Annotated in this window: 20 protein-coding genes, 3 tRNA genes and 1 rRNA gene; 16 read left to right on the top strand and 8 right to left on the bottom strand. The window is 36.4% G+C overall.

Annotation, left to right across the window (positions count from 1 at the left end; translation table 11 throughout):
- Positions 1-64: 64 nt before the first annotated feature.
- The 3 genes from DOS84_RS00130 to DOS84_RS00120 all read left to right on the top strand — a co-directional run bounded on the left by DOS84_RS00130 (position 65) and on the right by DOS84_RS00120 (position 1,469).
- Positions 65-991 carry a DUF58 domain-containing protein gene (locus tag DOS84_RS00130; RefSeq protein WP_111408089.1) on the top strand — a complete coding sequence of 309 codons (927 nt, stop codon included), beginning with the start codon at positions 65-67 and terminating at the stop codon, positions 989-991.
- A gap of 86 nt (positions 992-1,077) precedes the next feature.
- Positions 1,078-1,151: transfer RNA gene (locus DOS84_RS00125), tRNA-Asp, on the top strand.
- Positions 1,152-1,395: 244 nt separating this feature from the next.
- Positions 1,396-1,469 (top strand) — tRNA-Asp (locus DOS84_RS00120).
- Positions 1,470-1,617: 148 nt separating this feature from the next.
- Here DOS84_RS00120 and DOS84_RS00115 read toward each other — a convergent pair.
- The gene (locus tag DOS84_RS00115; RefSeq protein ID WP_111408088.1) at positions 1,618-2,118 is read right to left on the bottom strand and encodes a DUF456 domain-containing protein; all 501 of its coding nucleotides are present in this window, start codon (positions 2,116-2,118) and stop codon (positions 1,618-1,620) included.
- Positions 2,119-2,230: 112 nt separating this feature from the next.
- Here DOS84_RS00115 and DOS84_RS00110 point away from each other — a divergent pair, with 112 nt between their 5' ends.
- Positions 2,231-2,707 (top strand): hypothetical protein, encoded by a 477-nt coding sequence (locus tag DOS84_RS00110; protein WP_111408087.1) that lies wholly within the window; start codon positions 2,231-2,233, stop codon positions 2,705-2,707.
- A 388-nt stretch (positions 2,708-3,095) separates the two neighbouring features.
- Here DOS84_RS00110 and DOS84_RS00100 read toward each other — a convergent pair whose 3' ends face one another.
- Positions 3,096-4,199, bottom strand: coding sequence for a glycosyltransferase family 2 protein (locus tag DOS84_RS00100; RefSeq protein ID WP_111408086.1), 1,104 nt, complete (start codon positions 4,197-4,199; stop codon positions 3,096-3,098).
- Positions 4,196-5,140: a lysylphosphatidylglycerol synthase domain-containing protein gene (locus DOS84_RS00095; protein ID WP_111408085.1), complete on the bottom strand. Its 945-nt coding sequence runs from the start codon at positions 5,138-5,140 to the stop codon at positions 4,196-4,198. The genes DOS84_RS00100 and DOS84_RS00095 overlap by 4 nt, the downstream gene beginning before the upstream one ends.
- 182 nt (positions 5,141-5,322) lie before the next feature.
- Between DOS84_RS00095 and DOS84_RS00090 the strand changes: the two genes are divergently transcribed.
- From DOS84_RS00090 to DOS84_RS00050, 9 genes are all read left to right on the top strand, one after another.
- Positions 5,323-5,751 (top strand): DUF1003 domain-containing protein, encoded by a 429-nt coding sequence (locus DOS84_RS00090; protein WP_111408084.1) that lies wholly within the window; start codon positions 5,323-5,325, stop codon positions 5,749-5,751.
- A 9-nt stretch (positions 5,752-5,760) separates the two neighbouring features.
- Positions 5,761-6,312, top strand: a complete 552-nt coding sequence (gene ruvC / locus DOS84_RS00085) for a crossover junction endodeoxyribonuclease RuvC (RefSeq protein WP_111408083.1) — start codon at positions 5,761-5,763, stop codon at positions 6,310-6,312.
- Between the two features lie 97 nt (positions 6,313-6,409).
- Positions 6,410-7,543, top strand: a complete 1,134-nt coding sequence (gene hemW / locus DOS84_RS00080) for a radical SAM family heme chaperone HemW (protein ID WP_111408082.1) — start codon at positions 6,410-6,412, stop codon at positions 7,541-7,543.
- A gap of 42 nt (positions 7,544-7,585) precedes the next feature.
- Positions 7,586-8,041, top strand: coding sequence for a DUF3291 domain-containing protein (locus tag DOS84_RS00075; protein WP_111408081.1), 456 nt, complete (start codon positions 7,586-7,588; stop codon positions 8,039-8,041).
- Between the two features lie 4 nt (positions 8,042-8,045).
- The gene (locus tag DOS84_RS00070) at positions 8,046-8,819 is read left to right on the top strand and encodes a cyclase family protein (RefSeq protein WP_111408080.1); all 774 of its coding nucleotides are present in this window, start codon (positions 8,046-8,048) and stop codon (positions 8,817-8,819) included.
- Between the two features lie 29 nt (positions 8,820-8,848).
- Positions 8,849-9,247, top strand: a complete 399-nt coding sequence (locus DOS84_RS00065) for a GNAT family N-acetyltransferase (RefSeq protein ID WP_111408079.1) — start codon at positions 8,849-8,851, stop codon at positions 9,245-9,247.
- The gene (locus tag DOS84_RS00060) at positions 9,247-9,597 is read left to right on the top strand and encodes a DUF4260 domain-containing protein (RefSeq protein WP_111408548.1); all 351 of its coding nucleotides are present in this window, start codon (positions 9,247-9,249) and stop codon (positions 9,595-9,597) included. The genes DOS84_RS00065 and DOS84_RS00060 overlap by 1 nt, the downstream gene beginning before the upstream one ends.
- A gap of 6 nt (positions 9,598-9,603) precedes the next feature.
- Entirely contained in the window at positions 9,604-9,975 is a 372-nt protein-coding gene (locus DOS84_RS00055; RefSeq protein WP_111408078.1) for an MmcQ/YjbR family DNA-binding protein, read from the top strand.
- 72 nt (positions 9,976-10,047) lie between these two features.
- A complete protein-coding gene (locus tag DOS84_RS00050) occupies positions 10,048-10,746 on the top strand; it encodes a PH domain-containing protein (RefSeq protein WP_111408077.1) in 699 nt (232 codons plus the stop codon).
- 104 nt (positions 10,747-10,850) lie between these two features.
- On the opposite strand, the gene DOS84_RS00045 is transcribed toward DOS84_RS00050, so the two are convergent.
- The 4 genes from DOS84_RS00045 to DOS84_RS00030 form a co-directional block, all read right to left on the bottom strand.
- Positions 10,851-11,090 (bottom strand): GlsB/YeaQ/YmgE family stress response membrane protein, encoded by a 240-nt coding sequence (locus DOS84_RS00045; RefSeq protein WP_111408076.1) that lies wholly within the window; start codon positions 11,088-11,090, stop codon positions 10,851-10,853.
- 184 nt (positions 11,091-11,274) lie between these two features.
- Positions 11,275-12,375, bottom strand: a complete 1,101-nt coding sequence (locus DOS84_RS00040) for a DUF4407 domain-containing protein (RefSeq protein WP_111408547.1) — start codon at positions 12,373-12,375, stop codon at positions 11,275-11,277.
- 192 nt (positions 12,376-12,567) lie between these two features.
- On the bottom strand, positions 12,568-14,169 hold the full coding sequence (gene pckA, locus DOS84_RS00035) for a phosphoenolpyruvate carboxykinase (ATP) (protein WP_111408075.1): 1,602 nt from the start codon (positions 14,167-14,169) through the stop codon (positions 12,568-12,570).
- A 72-nt stretch (positions 14,170-14,241) separates the two neighbouring features.
- Positions 14,242-14,637: a DUF423 domain-containing protein gene (locus tag DOS84_RS00030; protein WP_111408074.1), complete on the bottom strand. Its 396-nt coding sequence runs from the start codon at positions 14,635-14,637 to the stop codon at positions 14,242-14,244.
- 321 nt (positions 14,638-14,958) lie between these two features.
- Between DOS84_RS00030 and DOS84_RS00025 the strand changes: the two genes are divergently transcribed.
- Complete coding sequence (locus DOS84_RS00025; RefSeq protein WP_111408073.1) at positions 14,959-16,329, top strand: saccharopine dehydrogenase family protein; 1,371 nt, start codon at positions 14,959-14,961, stop codon at positions 16,327-16,329.
- A gap of 291 nt (positions 16,330-16,620) precedes the next feature.
- On the opposite strand, the gene DOS84_RS00020 is transcribed toward DOS84_RS00025, so the two are convergent.
- Positions 16,621-18,009, bottom strand: a complete 1,389-nt coding sequence (locus DOS84_RS00020; protein ID WP_111408072.1) for a dipeptidase — start codon at positions 18,007-18,009, stop codon at positions 16,621-16,623.
- A gap of 108 nt (positions 18,010-18,117) precedes the next feature.
- On the opposite strand from DOS84_RS00020, the gene DOS84_RS00015 reads away from it, so the two are divergent.
- Positions 18,118-18,202 (top strand) — tRNA-Leu (locus tag DOS84_RS00015).
- A gap of 1,002 nt (positions 18,203-19,204) precedes the next feature.
- Positions 19,205-20,718 (top strand): 16S ribosomal RNA (locus DOS84_RS00005).
- The last annotated feature ends 67 nt before the right edge of the window (positions 20,719-20,785 follow it).

Raw genomic sequence — 20,785 nt, 5'->3', positions numbered from 1 at the left:
TTTGGCGAAAGTCAAGCCTTTTTTTGTTTATTAAACTGTCTAAAGTTTTTTATACATTTGAAATATGAAGATTGAATCGCAAATAGAAAAAATATCCAGTTTTCAACATTTGGAATTGTTAGCCAATCAAGTGGTGGAAGGCTTTATTTCGGGAATGCACAAAAGCCCGTTTCATGGATTTTCGGCAGAGTTTGCCGAACACAAAGTGTATAATACTGGAGAGAGCACCAAACATATAGATTGGAAGTTGTTTGCCAAAACGGATCGATTGTACACCAAATGTTTTGAGGAAGAGACGAATTTGAGATGTCATATTATCATTGATAATTCCTCGTCGATGCATTATCCTAAATTGAAGGACGATCAGCAGTTCTATGAGAGTAAAATAGGTTTTTCGGTATTGGCTTCGGCGGTTTTGATGAATCTTTTGAAAAAACAACGTGATGCAGTGGGGCTAAGTGTATTTTCGGATAGTTATGAATATTATGCGCCTGAGAAAGGAAGTGATCGTCATCATAGGATGATTTTGAACAAGCTCGAGGGACTTTTGGATAACTCCAAAGAGAAGAAGCAGACAGATACTATTACTTATTTGCATCAGATAGCCGAGAAAATCCATCGCCGTTCGATGATTATTTTGTTTACGGATATGTTTCAGTCTGAAAATGAAGAAGCACTTTTTAATGCTTTGCAACATTTGAAACACGACAAGCATAAAGTGGTTTTATTTCATGTGGTGGACAACGAAACGGAGCTTAAATTTGATTTTGACAATGCACCTAGGAAGTTTATTGATGTAGAAACAGGAGATGAGGTAGTCATTTTTGCTGATAATGTTAAGGAAGAGTATGAAAAGCAGGTGGTCGATTACTTCAAAAAGTTGGCTTTAACCTGCGCTCAAAACAAAATAAAGTACATTCCTGTGGGAGTTGGTGAAAGTTTTGAAAAAATTTTAACGGCCTACCTAATTGAAAAACAAAAGTTTGGGTAAGGCAGTTGAAATTTTTTTTAAATTCTCTAATAAAAGGCTTGTGAAAACGAAAATCTATTGTATCTTTGCCACCGCAATAAAGCAGAGGTTTGGTAGTTCAGTTGGTTAGAATACATGCCTGTCACGCATGGGGTCGCGGGTTCGAGTCCCGTCCAGACCGCAATATTGGGAAAAGCCTTTCGTAACAGAAAGGCTTTTTTGCCCAAATACGGTATCTAAAGCTAGTTGTGTTGTTTCTCGTCCTAATATGACGAGACCGGTTTGTAGTTAGACCAATGAAAAGCTTTCCACTTTGTGGATAGCTTTTTTGATTTTAAAGGAGTTATATTTTTTTTTGATTCTTGTGTTATAAAATAGTTGCGTAAACGGAAATCTATTGTATATTTGCACTCGCAATAAAACAGGGTTTGGTAGTTCAGTTGGTTAGAATACATGCCTGTCACGCATGGGGTCGCGGGTTCGAGTCCCGTCCAGACCGCAAATATTGTTTAAAGCCTTTCCTTAAATGGAGAGGCTTTTTTTATGCTTAAAAATAAAAAAATCTGTGTAAAATCCGTTTTATCCGTCAAATCCGTGGCCTATTTTTTGTCATAATCAACGAACTAACTTAATTGTCAAGAATTTTATTAAAACAAAGCCTCACTATTCTCCCACACAATCCAAAGAAACAATCCCAAATACATCATGCACACGACAAACTTCATGAAAGAGGAAGCCAGGAAGCCTAGCAGAGAGCCAGCAGCCGCTTTCAAAGCGCGTTGATGGTCTTGTTTATCGTAAATCAGTTCGCCAATAAAAGCACCAACAAACGGCCCGATAATAAAACCCAACGGAATTGGTGCAAAAATCCCAATAATCAAACCGATATTCGTTCCCCAAATGCCATATTTGCTCCCGCCAAATTTTTTTGTTCCCTTGGCAGGAATAACATAGTCCAAAACCGTTAGTGTAACAGTAATCAATAAAGAAATCCCCAGAATCCAATAATTAGCAGGAACGGCTGTAGTAAAGTACAACAATACGATTCCAATCCAACTGATGCTTGGTCCAGGCAAAACAGGCAAAAAACTCCCAAAAATACCCGCAACCACACAAACAAAACCCAATAACAAAAGCAGGATATCCATAAAAATATTTTTAGTAATTTTGATGCCGAAAATGCAGCACTCATTTCGTACACGAATATGAGAAAAATAATTGTATTTTTATAACATATTAGTCCCATTCAAATAACAAGCATTGAAGCAGTATTCCCTTTTTTTAGCCTTTATCCTTTTTAATTCCTGTCAATATTTTGACAAGCAGGTTCCTTCCGAAAAGGAATTATTGCAAAAGGAATTGAAGTCCATCAATTGGAAAGAGGTTGACGAGTATCCATCGGTTGTGGATTGTGATAAAATCGAAGACAAAAAACAACGTGAGCAATGTTTCTTTGAGGTACTAACGCAGTTAATACAGGAGAAATTGTGTAACGATACATTGGCAATGCTCTATCCTGAGCTGGATACTATCGAGGTAAAAGTGACCATTTTCCCGAATGCCACCTTGAAATTCGAACCGCAGTTTCCTAAAGATTCGGTTATGTATGATAAAGTAAAAATAGACAGTATTTTAAAGGCTCGTTTAGTAGGTTTTCCTGAAATCCATCCGGCAATCAAGCGAGGATTACCCGTAAAAACCCAGTTTATCCTTCCCGTAATTCTAAAAGTGGAGTAGATTTAAGATCTCAGAAGGCAGATTACAGAATTTAGATTTTGCAGTAAATATTCAAGAGGAGCTATTTCCAGCTATTCGTTGCAAACGAAGTTCACTGAACTCCTATGAAAATAGACTTTAAGTGAAGTAATCTTTATGTTTTTAAAGAAAAACATAAAGGATTTTCACTTCACACGAGCGTAGCGAACTGGCGAAGTAATCTGGGCTAGGGCATTTCGTTTTCATAACAAGATTTCATAATTTGAATAAATGAAGAATGGACAATATTAGAATTGGTTTTTTCTAAATTGTCATCTCTGATGACAATTTAGTGCAATCTGCAATCTGCAATCTGCAATCTGCAATCTGCAATCTGCAATCTGCAATCTGCAATCTGCAATCTGCAATCTTAAATCAAAAACCTCCTCCCTTTCCATTCGTATTTTCCAAACAGACAATACAAAGCTACAGTGGTACTGAAAAACGGATACCACAAACTGCTTAAAAACAAATAGCGGATTTTATGTCTCGTCAAGAATTTGTTTGTTTGCTGTATCAGCACAGAGTCAATTCCAAACTTGATTAGGAAATATAGCCCAACGAAAAAATAGGGAAACATGCCCAAAAAAGTCAGCACCAAACAATAGACACAGCTAAAATTCATCACAAATACAAGTAGCCCCAATCTTTTTCCAAAGACACTTTGATAAGAAGTCGTTTTGGAAGCCCAGCGCACTCGCTGATAAAACAGCGATTTCCAATCATTCACTGGCTTTGTGGTTACAATAGTATTCTTCGATTTCAAATAGGCTACTTTTTCGGGGTATTTGGCTAACGCTTTTTGCAACAGAAAAACATCATCACCACTGGCAATTGCAGAGTTGTCTTCAAAGCCTTTGAGCTTTTTAAAAAATGATTTGGTATAGGCAAAATTGGCTCCATTGCACATAAAACCTTTTTTGATTCCAAAACTTCCTATAGTTGCGCCCTGTAAACTAGCCAAATCCAATTGTTGAAAATGATGTAAAAAGGAATTATTGTAATTGTAGGTAACCGCTCCTGCAATCATCGAAACATGATGCAACTGAATGAAATTGTCCAAAGCTAATAACCAATTTTTATGAACCACACAATCGGCATCGGTGGTAACAACCCAATCGGATTTTACGATTTCCATAGCGGTTGTAATGGCATCTTTCTTGGGAGAATTCGACAGTCTGATGTTTTTCAAAAATTGTATTCTGTAATCTGTATTCTGCCATCTGAATTCTTTTTCCGATTCATCATCAACCAAAATCACTTCAAATAAATCGGTTGGGTAATTCAATTTTGAAAAACTTTCCAATAAAACCGGTAAATTTTCGGCTTCATTCCTAAAAGGGACAATAATGCTAAAACTGGTTTTTGGAGGCAGACCAATGAATTCAAACTGATTTATTTTGGTAAAACCATAAATGAGCCAACTTATAGTCAGCATATAAACGATTGCTATGCTTAATAAAAAGAAAATCATATCGCCATTTTGGGTTTGAAATTCAACACATAATAACTCCCAATAAGCACAGGTAAAACCACATTAAGGAACCACATCAGCATAGTGACAAAGACAACCACCCATTCATTTACACCCAATATGCCAAAGAAATATACAGCGACACTTCCTTTTACGGCAAAATCCAAAAACTGAAAAGTAGGCAAAGAAGAGGCCAAAAAGTAAACACTCGAAATGGCCGAAATTAAAATAAAATAGGGCAAATCAACATCAAAAGCCAGAAACAAAAAATAATATTGATGCGTGAAAACCAAATACCTTAAAATGGCCAAAAGCGTATTTTTTTGATGAATCGATTTTGGGATTTCGTTGGTTTTATGAATCAGTTTTTCTATGGAGTAACCTTTGATCGTGATTTTTTTGACTGAAAATAAAATAGCAAATAGAATTACCAAAATACCAAATAGTACTGCTACCGTTTTACTGGTAATCACGTTGTATTGCGCATTGAAATACAACAATCCAAAAACGCCAAAAATCATTGTCAGGATCATTTGGATTCCGTTGCAAATCAGGTTTAAGAATACAACCTTTTTGGCTTCTTTTTTATCAAAATACAATGCTTTTCCGGCATATTCTCCAATACCATTTGGAGTAAATAGTCCCGCAGTAAGTCCTGCCAAAACTTGTTTGGTTGCTTCAGCCAAAGAAATAGGATGGAGATAGGAAACCAGATATTTCCATTTTAAAATTTCAAACAGGCGGTTCAATACACTCAAAAGGAGAATAAAACTTATTCCCAATACCGACTGATTTTTATGAAAAAGCACTAAGAATTTTTGCCAGTCCAGTTTGTCATTGTTGGCCAATTGATTGTAAATAAAATAAAAGGCACCCCCGACAATTAAAAGTTTGACCAGAAGTACGAGGAATTGCTTAGTTTTGTGTGGAATTGAAATCATGCCACAAAGTAAAGCAAAATCGTCGTGAAAATGCTATTTAGTAAAGATTCGCGAAGAAATTGCCAAGGAAGACAAAGATTGTTTCTTTTGTTAAAGAAGCAAACTTTATGAATGGAAGCATCAACTTCGAGTAGCTTTGCATATTAACTTAAATGATTTAAATAAAACTAACTTTAAAAGACATGAAGAATAACAAAACTTGGCATGATAAACACATCGAAACATTGGGTTTTGGTAGCCGTTTGGCCGATTCAGTGGCTAAAGGAATGGGTTCTTGGAAATTCATTATTATTCAGAGTGTTTTTGTAATAGTATGGATGGGATTAAACCTGATTGGTTATATGTATCATTGGGATGTTTATCCTTTTATATTACTGAATCTTGTTTTTTCTACTCAGGCTGCTTATGCGGCACCCATTATTATGATGTCACAAAACAGGCAAAATGAGAGAGACAGAATTCAGGCACAATCCGATTATCAGACCAATATTGAAGCAAAGCTGGAAATTGAAGCTTTAACAATTAAGTTGGATACAATTGAAATTGAAAAATTAGATAAAATAATCAAGATGCTGGAAGAAATGAAATTCAACTCCAATAGTACCATTTAATAACAAACCTTGACAAAAGAACGCATCATATTAGGAATCGACCCCGGAACCACCATTATGGGTTTTGGATTGATAAGGATTGTCAATAAAAAAATGGAATTCTTGCAACTCAACGAATTGCAATTGTCCAAATATGACAATCATTACCAGAAATTAAAAATCATTTTTGAACGAACCATTGAGTTAATCGAAACACATCATCCCGATGAAATTGCGATTGAAGCTCCTTTTTTCGGGAAGAACGTACAATCAATGCTGAAGTTGGGACGTGCGCAGGGCGTAGCAATGGCAGCAGGGCTTTCCAGAGATATTCCCATTACTGAATATGAACCCAAAAAAATAAAAATGGCCATCACCGGAAACGGAAATGCCAGCAAGGAACAAGTGGCCAAAATGCTTCAACAATTATTAGGACTTAAAGAATTACCGAAAAACTTGGACAGTACCGATGGATTAGCCGCCGCGGTTTGTCATTTTTTTAATTCGGGAAAAGTGGTTGGTGATAAAAGCTATACAGGTTGGGATGCTTTTGTGAAACAGAATGAGAAAAGAATTAGATAATTTGAAAATGTGCCAATTAGATAATTACTCGGGTTATTTAATAAACATATTTTCAAAATTATCTCATCATCTAATTTTCAAAATATCTAATTAATAAATGTCAGGAATCTACATTCACATACCATTCTGTAAGCAGGCTTGTCATTACTGCGATTTTCATTTTTCGACTTCAATGAAGAAGAAAGAAGAGATGGTTTTGGCTATCGCCAAAGAATTGCAAATGCGTAAAATCGAGTTTCAGAACGAACTCGTTGAAACTATTTATTTCGGAGGAGGAACGCCGAGCAGATTGCAGATTGCAGATTTGAGATTGCAGATTGATTCGATTTATAAAAATTATCAAGTTGCCAAAAATCCTGAAATCACTCTTGAAGCGAATCCTGATGATTTGTCGGAAGAGTATTTAATTGAGCTTTCAAAAATTGGAATCAATCGACTAAGCATCGGAATTCAATCTTTCTTTGAAGACGATTTGGTGATGATGAATCGTGCCCATAATTCGGCGGAAGCCAAAAAATGTCTGGAAGAAGCGACAAAATATTTCGATAACATTTCTCTCGATTTGATTTATGGGATTCCTGGAATGAGCAACGAGAAATGGAAGCAAAATATTGAAACGGCTTTGTCTTTTGGAATACCGCATATTTCGAGTTATGCATTGACTGTCGAGCCCAAAACGGCTTTGAACAAGCTCATACAAACGGGAAAAATAGCCCAACCCAATGACGAAGCGGCGCAGGAACATTTTGCAATTTTGGTAAAAATATTGGAAGCAAATGATTTTATCCATTATGAATTGTCCAATTTTGGAAAGACCAATTATTTTTCAAAGAACAATTCGGCGTATTGGTTAGGGAAAAAATATATAGGAATAGGTCCTTCTGCTCATAGTTATGATGGTATTTCCAGAAGCTGGAATGTTTCGAATAATTCACTTTATTTGAAATCCATTCAAGAAGACAAACTTCCCAATGAAATTGAAATTTTATCCATTACCGACCGTTATAATGAATATATTATGACGGGTTTGAGAACGATTTGGGGAGTTTCTCTGAGCCGAATTGAAACTGAATTTGGGAGCAAATATCTTGAATATCTGCATAAGCAAGCCCAGAAATTTATAAATGACGATTTGCTTTCCGTTGATAACAATATTTTGAAACCAACTCCAAAGGGAAAATTCTTGACTGACGGAATTGCATCAGATTTATTTTATTTAAATTTGGAATAGGCTTAACCGCAAAGTCTTAATTGTCAAATAAAAAGAATTAAAATGGCTGAATATCAACTTGCAGAAATAAATATTGCTAGAATGAAGGGTGTTAATATTGACGATCCTATTATGAAAGAATTTGTCGATAATTTGGATAAAGTCAATGAAATTGCCGAAAAAAGTGATGGGTTTGTATGGCGATTAAAAGATGAAGACAATAATGCAACAAATTTTAATCCTTACAATGATGAACAAATCATTGTGAATTTTTCGATCTGGGAAAGTATTGAAACCTTGGAACATTATATGTATAAAACCTTTCACTCGGAGTTTTTAAAACGAAGAAAAGAATGGTTTCAAACTTTTGGACAAGTTGCTACAGCGATGTGGTGGGTTAAAAAAGGCGAAATTCCAGATGTTACCGAAGCAATGGAAAAATTGGATTATTTGCAAAAAAATGGTGCTTCGGAAATAGTTTTTAACTTTAAACAAAAATATCCTAAACCGCTTTATTAGTTTTATGAAGACTACTATCGAACATAATGACCAAATTATTGAAGTTGACTTATCAAAACCCATTGATATTTCGATTCCATTAACCAATACAGATGAGAATCCGATTGCCTGGTATATAGAAAAACCGGTGATAGAACCCGTTGTTTTTGGCGATTGGATAGGCAAAGTTTCGGAAGGGAAGTCATCGACCAACTTCAATAACATTTTCTTCAATCCACACGGACACGGGACACATACAGAATGTTTAGGACATATTACGAGAGAGTTTTACAGTGTAAATCAGTCGTTGAAGCAGTTTTTCTTTTTGGCCGAATTGGTTTCGGTTGTGCCGGAAATTCAAGGTGATGATTTGGTAATAAGCAGAAATGAGATTAAAAAAGCGTTGGGCAATAAAACTCCAGAAGCCATAATTATCCGAACATTGCCTAATTTTAAAATAAAAAAATCACTGAAATATTCGAATACCAATCCGCCTTATCTGGCAGAAGATGCTGCGGTTTTCATTCGCGAAAGCGGCATCAAACATTTACTGATTGATTTGCCGAGTGTGGACAAAGAACATGACGAAGGAAAATTATTGGCACACAAAGAGTTTTGGAATGTAAAAGATGTCAATAATTTGAATGCGAATGCTAGACTGGATGCAACAATTACCGAAATGATTTTTGTGGATGATACCGTGGAAGATGGAAGCTATCTGTTGAATTTACAGATTGCTTCTTTTGAAAATGATGCTAGTCCGAGTAAACCTATTTTATATAAGCATAGAATGCTTTAAGAGTCAATGGAATTTTAAAATAAGAAAGTATGATTGCCGTTTCTACTGATAAATATAAACTGAATGTCCCTTTTATCCAATATTTTCTAAAAGATATTTACTGGGCGGCAGGAAGAACCATTGAAGAAGTCCAGCGAACGATTGACAGTTCGGTTTGTTTTGGAATTTATCTAGACGATGAACAAATTGGTTTTGGAAGAGTCATTACCGATTATGTAGTTTTTGCCTATATGATGGATGTTTTTATATCTGAAGGACATAGGGGAAAAGGATATTCTTCTATTTTGATTTCGGCAATGATGGAAGAACCCTCATTGAAAGAAGTGAAAATATGGAGATTGGCCACAAGGGATGCACATTTTTTGTATGAGAAATTTGGTTTCAAAGAATTAGCGCATCCCGAACGAATGATGGAAAAAATAGTATGATGCAAAAAGTTATTAAACTCGAAGAATTAGGATTGTTTATACTTGGTATTTATTTTTTTAGTCAATTAAGCTATGCATGGTGGTGTTTTTTGGTGCTAATTTTATTTCCGGATTTCTCTATGATTGGCTATGTATTTGGAGATAAAATAGGTGCTTTTTGCTATAATGTGTTTCATCATAGGGGCATAGCGATTGCTTTGTATCTTGTTGGGATTTATTGTTCCAATGAGGGAGTTCAACTTTCAGGAGTTATTTTATTTACCCATTCGTCTATGGATAGGATGTTGGGCTATGGACTGAAATATGAAACGGGATTTAAGTTTACCCATTTGGGCGAAATCGGAAAATAATAAAATATGAATTTAGAAACCTATTACGAATATTGCCTTTCTAAAAAAGGAGTTACGGAACATTTTCCATTCGATGAAGACACTTTAGTTTTTAAAGTTGGCGGAAAAATATTCGCTTTGTCTTCTTTATTGCAATGGGAAAAAGGAAATCCTTCAGTAAATCTAAAATGCGATCCAGAACGGGCACAAGAACTGAGAGCCGAATACGATGCTATACGACCCGGTTTTCATATGAATAAAGTACATTGGAATACAATTGCTGTAAATAAAGATGTTTCGGATGTTTTATTTAAGGAATTAATCGATCATTCGTATGACTTGGTTTTTAAAAGTTTGGCCAAGAAAATTCAAATGGAAATTATTGAATTAGAAAAATAGGGAGTACTTTTGTAAAACAATTAGAAAAACGTAGCAACTCAGTTACTTAGTGACTCAGCAACTTTATACAAAATGAAAGAACAAATTAAAAAATTTTTAAACGAAGAACAAGATCCAAAAGCGATTGAGAAAGTCACTTCGAAATTGCAGGATATTTTGATGAAAAACGAAGAAGTAGGCTATATTGCTGTTCAGAAAAAACCAGCATTGACAGTTCTTCCGGACAGTATTGTTATGACTAACAAAAGAATAATCATCTGTCAACCCAAAAATTTAGGTTTATCAATGAATTTTATTGATTATACTTGGGATGATATCGAAGGAACTTTTGTAAAAGAGAATATTCTTGGTTCTGAATTTTCATTTTCTACCAAAACAGATATGCAGGTTTCGATTGATTATATTCCAAAGATTCAAGCTCGTAAAATATTTACATATGCCAAAGAGCAATTGGATATCTTAAAAAATGGCGCAAACTCTCTTTCTCCAATTACGGAAGAAATCGCTCCAACATTAATTCAAGAATCAGAATTGATCGAGGAAATGGAAACAGAAGAAGTGACTGATTTTGCCGAAATAATGCCAGTAGTTTCTAATTATGCAGAACCTGTTGCAGATAGCACAACTGCTTCGACTGAGAAAAAGCCAAGTGAGTTGACACAAGACGAACTTTTTGCAAAGCTTCAAAACTATAAAAAACTCCTTGATAACGGTTTGATTTTACAAGGGGAATATGATGCTTTCAAAAAAGAGATTTTGAGTTATATGTAAACTACATTGTCTTTGAAATTCAGGTTATTTCAGGACGGGACAATGATTCATAAAAAGGGATTTCAATTATTTGAAATCCCTTTTTTTGTTTTATTTCTGAGATATTATTTTTTAAATAAACTAATTAAGAAAAGCAAAATCCATGCGCCACCAGCTGCAATTATAATTTGCCATAGTAAGCCACCACCGCCAATTCCTAATTTACCGGCAAGCCAGCCTCCAAATATTCCCCCTATTATTCCAGCAATTATGTTGCCGATTAGACCAAAGCCACTACCTTTCCATAGTTGCCCGGCTAACCATCCCGAAATGGCGCCGATTAAAAGAAAATAAAAAAATTCCATAGGTTTGTGTTTTTTAAGTTAATTAATTAAAATTAACAAAAAAATAAACATAAAACACAAATAATCAGGTTTTTATATAAATAAATTTATTTGGAAAGGCTTTTTTTAAGTTTGATAAGAGATATTAATATGCTTTATTTGGATAAAATACTGCCGTTAATTTAAGTATGGAAAGCCTTGATTTTTATAAAGTTTTCATTTGCTTTTCGACAAAATTATTGGATTGCTGTTCCAGTAATTCGGTTGCATTTTTTCTTTGCAAATCATATAATTTTTTATCCTCGGCAATATCGGCATAAACTTTATCGTGCATTGTGGCACTGGTTTTTATCAATAATTCCCGTTGGTATTTGTCCTGTTCTATTGTGGCTTTGAGCGCTGTTTCCAAATCTTCCAATTTGAAATCGTATTCTCCTTTTGGAGATAATAATTTTGCAATAATAGGAGAGGTTTCAATGGCTAAGAATAATAGCATTATAAAAAATGATGGAAGCCAAGGAAGTTTGTTCAAAGCATTGATTCGCGCCATCAACCCGTCAAAACCATCGATGATGGGTTGAGTTTCGGTTACTTTTTTGTCCAAATCGGTTTGCAGTGTTTTCGTTCCTTTTTCCAGAACAGCAATTTTGGCTAAATTGTTTTTCCTGATGGTGTCCAATTCTTTTTTAGATAAATCGTGCTTGGCTATTTTTTCTTTAAATACAGGACCTTTGCCTATTCTTTTTGTTCCAGCTGTTCCTTCGGCTTCTTTGATATAGGTGTCATAAAGCGTGTTTACCTCTTTTTCCTTATTGACGATTTCGGCTTTTAGGTTCTTGATTTCGTTTTTGTTTTTGTCCAAATCCGACTTGAAATAACTGGCGACTTCCTTTTTGTTATTCAAGGCCATCGCATTTTTCTCTTTCAATAAAACGGTGTTGATTTCCTTTTCAAAAATTTTGATTTCCAACGGTTTTGAAATCACGATTGCAATAATAATTGCTAGAATAATTCGGGGAGTAGCCTGCAGAAATTCGCTAGTAAAACTGTTTCTTTTTCGAATAGTTGAAACGATAAAACGATCCAGATTAAAAATAAGCAGACTCCATACAAATCCAAAAAGCAACGCTGGAATGACATTGTCGAACACAGTAAAAAGAGCATAAGCGCTGGCGATAAAAGCCATAACTGCGGTAAAAAAAACGGTGGCACCAATACCCACATATTTGGTTTGTTCACCTTCGGAGCAACCGTCTAGCAGCGGTTTGTCTGCGCCTGAACACAGGATGAAAAATTGTTTTAACATGATTGATTGATTTTTGATTGATTGATTTTTTGTCTCGATAATTATTGAATGACGATACAAATTTAATACCAAATAAATTAATTATATCTTAAATTGCTGATTTGTTTTTTGTTAGACTTTTTTCTCGTAGTTTATATACAAAAAAAGCTGTTCTATTAAGAACAGCTTTTTTACATATTGAATTAAAATTAACTATATAATCGGTGCGCCGGCTAATATTTCGGCATTGGCAAATTCTTTAAATTTCGCAAAATTCTCTTCGAATTTATGAGCTAATTCAGTAGCTTTTGTGTCGTATAATTCTTTGTTCTCCCAAGTGTTTCTTGGATTTAGAATTTCAGCAGGAACTTCTGGGCAAGATTGTGGAATTGCAATCCCAAATACATCATGATTGATAAACTCAACAGCATTTAATTGCCCTTTTAAGGCAGCTGTAATCATCGCACGAGTGTATTTTAATTTCATTCGGTTTCCAGTTCCATAAGGTCCGCCTGTCCATCCAGTATTGATTAACCAAACTTTCACATTGGCATCTTTCATTTTTTTGCTCAACATTTCTGCATATTTTGTTGGGTGCAATGGCATGAAAGGTGCTCCAAAACAAGCTGAAAAGTTAGGCTGCGGCTCAGTTACACCTGCTTCTGTTCCAGCTACTTTTGCGGTATATCCGGATATAAAGTGATAAGCAGCTTGTCCAGCCGTTAGTTTGGATATAGGAGGCAAAATCCCATAAGCATCGGCAGTTAGGAAAAATATGTTCTTTGGGTCTTTACCAATAGATCCGTGTTGAATATTATCGATATGGTCAATTGGGTAGCTGACTCTTGTATTTTGTGTGATAGAAATATCTTCAAAATCAACTTCATTTGTTCCAGGTTTGAAAACTACATTTTCAAGAATGGCTCCTTTTTTAATAGCCCTAAAAATGTCTGGTTCGTTCTCCTCAGTAAGATTGATTACTTTGGCATAACATCCACCCTCAAAATTGAAAACTGTATTTTCGTTTGTCCAGCCGTGTTCATCGTCACCAATTAATTTTCGGGCTGGATCTGCAGATAAAGTTGTTTTTCCAGTTCCAGACAATCCAAAGAATATGGCAGTATCTCCATCTTCTCCTACATTAGCGCTACAGTGCATAGGTAATGTGTTTTTGAAAACGGGTAGAATAAAATTCAATGCTGAGAATATACCCTTTTTCATTTCTCCAGTATATCCAGTACCTCCAATAAGCGCAACCTTTTTAGTAAAATCCAAGATTGCAAAATTCCCTTGACGTGTTCCATCAATGGCTGGGTCCGCTACGAATCCAGGAGCACAAATTACTGTCCATTCAGGGGTAAAATTTTCTAGCTCTTCATTGGTAAGTCTTAAAAACATGTTGTGGCAAAACAAATTGGCCCAAGCGGTTTCAGTTACTACGCGAACATTTAATTTGTAATTGGTATCGGCGCAAACGTAAGAATCTCTAACGAAAATTTCTTTGTTAGATAAGTAATCTGTAACTTTTTTGTAAAGAGCATCAAAAGCAGTTGGTTCGAAAGGGATATTTACTTTCCCCCACCATACTTGATTCTCAGTAATACTGTCTTTTACAATAAAACGATCCTGTGGGGAACGTCCTGTGAATTCCCCTGTGTTAATTGCTAATGCTCCAGTAGAATTTTCAACTCCCTGTCCAGATTGAATGGTGATATCGTGTAACTCATTAGGGGTTAGTTGATACTGAATTTTTGCATTTTCAATTCCCAGTTCTTTTAACGAAATCGATTTCGTAAACAAAGCGTAGTTGTCCATAAAAAATAAATTTTTTTGAGTGTTGTTTATTTCAGCGCAAAAGTATAATTTTTTTTAGAACCATATTATATTTTATTTTTCTTTTTTTATTGGTTTTATTAAGTCAAAAAACAGACGGAACCATGCATAAATAAGAAATATTCCCCCAATTGGTGTAACGAAACCAAATATCTTGAAATCAATTGGCATCAAAGAATTGGTTGCCAACAAGTAGATTGAGCCTGAAAAAAGTATAACTCCAAAAACAGTCAAATTATAAATTGTTTTTTTTGATTTTTGACGAATTATTGTTGTTGTCCCAATAAACAATAAAAACAAAGCATGGTACATTTGATACCGTACACCTGTTTCAAAAGTAGTAAGTTGTTCGATGCTGAGTACTTTTTTTAGGGCATGTGCACCAAAAGCACCTAAAATTATGGCTATCATCCCAAAAATGGCTGCTGTCGTAATTATTTTTTTATCCATTATTTTTTGTTTTATAAAAGGCAAAAGTATTTCTAATATTTTTAAACTGAAAGTAATTTATAAGCGATGATAAAAGTAGTTTTTTAGTAATTCAAAACATAGATAATTGAATTTTTTTCACCATTTTTAAAATGACGAATGGATTTAAATCGTAAATGTTTTTTAAAAATAATTTGTTATAAATACAACAATATTGTATGTTTGTGTTATATTTTTAAATCAATCAAAATGTAATCTATTTTAAATAGGGACAAAAATATCCTGTTTATCAAGAAAAATATATTGAAAGGTATAATGTTACGTTTTTTAAATAATTAACTCATGAGAACAATTCTTATTATTGGGGCGGGAAGATCTGCTTCTTCGTTGATACAATACCTTTTGAATAAATCGGTATCCGAAGAATTGCATCTTATTATAGGTGATTTGTCTTTGGATTTAGCTAACAAAAAGACAAATAATCATCCAAATGCGACTCCTATTGCTTTGGATATATTTGATGAGAAGCAAAGAAAAAATGCGATTGAAAAAGCTGATATTGTAATATCCATGTTGCCGGCTCACCTTCATATCGAAGTTGCAAGGGATTGTATCGTATATAAAAAACATCTTGTAACTGCTTCCTATATAAGCGATGCAATGCAAGAATTAGATGAGGCTGCCAAAGCTAACAATCTAATTTTTATGAATGAAATTGGACTTGATCCAGGAATCGACCACATGAGTGCAATGAAAGTGATCGACGAGATTAGGGAACAAGGAGGTAAAATGCTTTTGTTTGAATCCTTTTGCGGAGGTCTTGTAGCTCCAGAGTCAGATAATAATTTATGGAATTATAAATTCACTTGGGCGCCAAGAAATGTTGTGCTTGCAGGACAAGGAGGCGCTGCAAAGTTTATTCAGGAAGGTGCATATAAATACATCCCTTATACAAGTTTATTTCGCAGAACTGAGTTTTTAGAAGTGGAAGGTTACGGTAAATTTGAAGCCTATTCGAATAGAGATTCGCTAAAATACAGAAGTGTTTATGGTCTTGATGATGTGCTTACCTTATATAGAGGTACAATACGAAGAGTGGGATTTTCTAAGGCATGGAATATGTTTGTGCAATTGGGTATGACGGACGATAGCTATATTATGGAAAACTCTGAAAACATGAGTTACCGTCAATTTGTGAATTCGTTCCTTCCGTATCACCCAACTGATTCGGTTGAAATTAAAACACGTTTGATTCTAAAAATCGACCAAGACGATATCATGTGGGATAAATTATTGGAATTGGATTTGTTCAATCGTAATAAAAAAGTAGGATTAAAAGATGCTACACCCGCTCAAATTCTTGAAAAAATTCTAACAGACAGTTGGACTTTACAGCCTAACGATAAGGATATGATTGTGATGTATCACAAATTTGGATATGTTATTAATGGCGAAGATAAACAAATAGACTCCAAAATGGTTTGTATAGGTGAAGACCAAACCTATACTGCAATGGCCAAAACAGTAGGATTGCCTGTTGCAATGGCAACTTTATTAATTCTGAATGGTAAAATTACTACTCCAGGAGTGCAGCTTCCTATTCGCAAAGAAGTGTACGAACCTATTTTGAAAGAGCTAGAAGAATACGGCGTTATTTTTAATGAGCAAGAAATGCCATATATAGGATACAATCCTGATAAAGTTTTTAGTTAAGGTTTTTTTTAATTTTTTAATTTTTTTAAATTTTTTTTTGGACAAATCCGCATTGAAAAATGCGGATTTTGTTTTTTTTGAAAATCAAAAGCCCTAGCCCAGATGGAAACGGCATCCTGTTGTCCCGTCTTGTCCCAAAAGACGAGAGGAACAACAGACATATTGTACAGCTGGACACGAGCGAAGCGAACAGACGAAGTAAATAGCTCCTGATTAAAATTAAAATCATTTCGGAGTAGACATAAAAAAATCCGCTCACACGGAACGGATTTAGATATTGTTTGAGAATTCTTATTTGCTTAACTCCACAAAATATTTGTAGAATAACGGAATGGTTTCAATCCCTTTCAGATAATTGAAAATTCCAAAATGTTCGTTTGGTGAGTGAATAGCATCACTGTCAAGACCAAAGCCCATAAGTATTGTTTTGCTTTTTAGCTCTTTTTCAAATAAAGCAACAATTGGAATACTGCCTCCGGAACGCACAGGAATTGCAGGAACACCAAAGGTTTCAGTGTAAGCCATATTGGCCGCTTTGTAACCGATGCTGTCTATTGGGGTCACATAACCTTGACCGCCATGATGAGGAGTAACTTTTACGGTAACTCCAGCCGGAGCAATGTTGGTGAAATGTTTGGAGAACAAGTCGGTGATGACTTCCCAGTCTTGGTTTGGCACCAAACGCATTGAGATTTTTGCAAATGCCTTGCTTGCAATAACCGTTTTTGCGCCTTCGCCTGTGTAGCCTCCCCAAATTCCGTTGACATCCAGTGTTGGTCGAATGGAGTTACGTTCATTGGTTACAAATCCTTTTTCACCATAAATATCATTTAAGTTTAGCGCTTTCTTGTAATTATCGAGATTAAAAGGGGCTTTGGCCATTTCGGCTCTTTCTTCTAATGACAATTCTTCAACATTGTCGTAGAAACCAGGAATCGTAATGTGATTGTTTTCGTCGTGCAATGAGGCAATCATTTTTGCCAAAATATTTATAGGATTAGCAACAGCACCTCCGTACAATCCGGAATGCAAATCACGATTTGGTCCCGTAACTTCCACTTCTACATAACTCAATCCACGAAGTCCAGTGGTGATAGAAGGTTGTTGATTGGAAATCATTCCGGTGTCCGAAATCAAAATCACATCATTCTTTAGTTTTTTCGTGTTGTTTTCCACAAAGGTTTTTAGGTTAACACTACCAACTTCTTCCTCGCCTTCAATCATGAATTTTACGTTACAAGGCAAAGTATTGCTTTGAATCATGTATTCGAATGCTTTTACGTGCATGTACATCTGGCCTTTGTCATCGCAAGCGCCTCTGGCAAAAATAGCACCTTCGGGATGAATGTCTGTTTTCTTGATAACTGGTTCAAAAGGGGGGGAAGTCCATAATTCTAATGGATCAGCAGGTTGAACATCATAATGTCCGTAAACTAAAACGGTAGGCAATTTTGGGTCGATTGTTTTCTCTCCGTAAACAATAGGGTAGCCCGCAGTTTCACAAATTTCGACAAAATCGCATCCAGCTTTTACTAAACTTGCTTTAACAGCTTCGGCTGTGTCAAGAACATCTTGAGAAAAAGCGGTGTCTGCACTTACGGATGGAATTTTCAATAACTCAATTAACTCGTTGATAAAGCGATCTTTGTGTTTTGTAACGTACAATTTTATATCTTCCATTGAATCAAATTTTTTTGAGGATCAAAAATACAAAAAAGAGAATGAATATTTTTTTTAAAAAATCCTTTGAAAATTCGAAGTTATGATTATCTTTGCACCCACAATTACGCGGATATGGTGAAATTGGTAGACATGCCAGACTTAGGATCTGGTGCCGCAAGGCGTGTAGGTTCGAGTCCTATTATCCGCACCAAAAGCTTCTCATCTTGAGGAGCTTTTTTGTTTTAATCCCTTTTCTTAGTAAAATCGCACCTTGTATTGGCAACTCTGATAAATCTTTCTAAAAAGGGAGCTGAATTTCTATGGCTTAATTTAGTTTTGACTGCTTCTGTTTTTTGTTACCTATATATAGGGTATGATTTTGGATGAATGCGATTAAGTCGATTCAAATCTTCAGGAGCTATTTCCCGCTATCCGCTACAATCTTGTGGTCCGAACCCCGGACCACAAGGATTTCCACTGCTATCGGGGCTAAGGCATGGGTTTTTCATAGGAAAGGAAGCGAAAAATCCACACCTTTATATAATAGGAAGAAAAGGAGTAAAAGGAAATTAGCTAGAACTAGGTACGCGATTCTTCTGCGAATCCCTTAAACAAACCCCAAGAATCACGCCCCGACAGGGCAAATTATCAAGACAGCTGGGTAAAACCCCATAAATTCTTAAAAACGACACCCCGTAAAGAACAACATACCAGTTGATTGAAAAATAAAGCAAAAAAACCTTAGAAAAGTCATTGTTTAAACGAATAAAGGAGCTACTTTTGCACCCGCAACGACGCAGACGTTCCTAGAAATCCTGACAAGCCCGATGAAATCCAGACGAAAATTTATTTTCAAAAAAGATTCAGAAAAGCTTGTGAGATTCGAAAACGTAAGCTATTTTTGCACCCCGCAAAACGCGTAACGTTCCTTGAGAGACTGGTAAGAAATTGAGAAGAAAATTGGAAATAAAAATTTTCAAAAAAACTTCAAAAATTGCTTGCAGGTTTAAAAAGAATAGCTACTTTTGCACCCGCTAATCGAAAGACTGGCGCACAAAAAAAGAAGATACGTTCCTAGACATATTGAATTGACAGCCGTTTTTATCGAAAGATAAGAACAAATAAAATAAGAGTAATAGAATCGGAAGATTTGAATAGAACCACTAGAACTTCAGTCAAATAAATAAAGAGCTATTTATAGTTCAAACAATATACGATGAAGAGTTTGATCCTGGCTCAGGATGAACGCTAGCGGCAGGCTTAACACATGCAAGTCGAGGGGTATTGTTCTTCGGAATGAGAGACCGGCGCACGGGTGCGTAACGCGTATGCAATCTACCTTTTACAGAGGGATAGCCCAGAGAAATTTGGATTAATACCTCATAGTATGGCGACATCGCATGATGATGCCATTAAAGTCACAACGGTAAAAGATGAGCATGCGTCCCATTAGCTAGTTGGTAAGGTAACGGCTTACCAAGGCAACGATGGGTAGGGGTCCTGAGAGGGAGATCCCCCACACTGGTACTGAGACACGGACCAGACTCCTACGGGAGGCAGCAGTGAGGAATATTGGACAATGGGCGCAAGCCTGATCCAGCCATGCCGCGTGCAGGATGACGGTCCTATGGATTGTAAACTGCTTTTGTACGAGAAGAAACACTCCTTCGTGAAGGAGCTTGACGGTATCGTAAGAATAAGGATCGGCTAACTCCGTGCCAGCAGCCGCGGTAATACGGAGGATCCAAGCGTTATCCGGAATCATTGGGTTTAAAGGGTCCGTAGGCGGTTTAGTAAGTCAGTGGTGAAAGCCCATCGCTCAACGGTGGAACGGCCATTGATACTGCTAGACTTGAATTATTAGGAAGTAACTAGAATATGTAGTGTAGCGGTGAAATGCTTAGAGATTACATGGAATACCAATTGCGAAGGCAGGTTACTACTAATGGATTGACGCTGATGGACGAAAGCGTGGGTAGCGAACAGGATTAGATACCCTGGTAGTCCACGCCGTAAACGATGGATACTAGCTGTTGGGAGCGATCTCAGTGGCTAAGCGAAAGTGATAAGTATCCCACCTGGGGAGTACGTTCGCAAGAATGAAACTCAAAGGAATTGACGGGGGCCCGCACAAGCGGTGGAGCATGTGGTTTAATTCGATGATACGCGAGGAACCTTACCAAGGCTTAAATGTAGATTGACCGGTTTGGAAACAGACTTTTCGCAAGACAATTTACAAGGTGCTGCATGGTTGTCGTCAGCTCGTGCCGTGAGGTGTCAGGTTAAGTCCTATAACGAGCGCAACCCCTGTTGTTAGTTGCCAGCGAGTCATGTCGGGAACTCTAACGAGACTGCCAGTGCAAACTGTGAGGAAGGTGGGGATGACGTCAAATCATCACGGCCCTTACGCCTTGGGCTACACACGTGCTACAATGGCCGGTACAGAGAGCAGCCACTGGGTGACCAGGAGCGAATCTACAAAACCGGTCACAGTTCGGATCGGAGTCTGCAACTCGACTCCGTGAAGCTGGAATCGCTAGTAATCGGATATCAGCCATGATCCGGTGAATACGTTCCCGGGCCTTGTACACACCGCCCGTCAAGCCATGGAAGCTGGGGGTGCCTGAAGTCGGTGACCGCAAGGAGCTGCCTAGGGTAAAACTGGTAACTAGGGCTAAGTCGTAACAAGGTAGCCGTACCGGAAGGTGCGGCTGGAACACCTCCTTTCTAGAGCCTTAGTGTTAGTAGTAATACACGCTGAGGAAAGAAGACGAAAAGGACTTTTGGTTGCAAA

Origin of the sequence: Flavobacterium aquariorum (assembly GCF_003254745.1) — a bacterium.
GTDB lineage: Bacteria > Bacteroidota > Bacteroidia > Flavobacteriales > Flavobacteriaceae > Flavobacterium > Flavobacterium aquariorum.
This window is presented reverse-complemented; position numbering and strand designations above follow the sequence as displayed.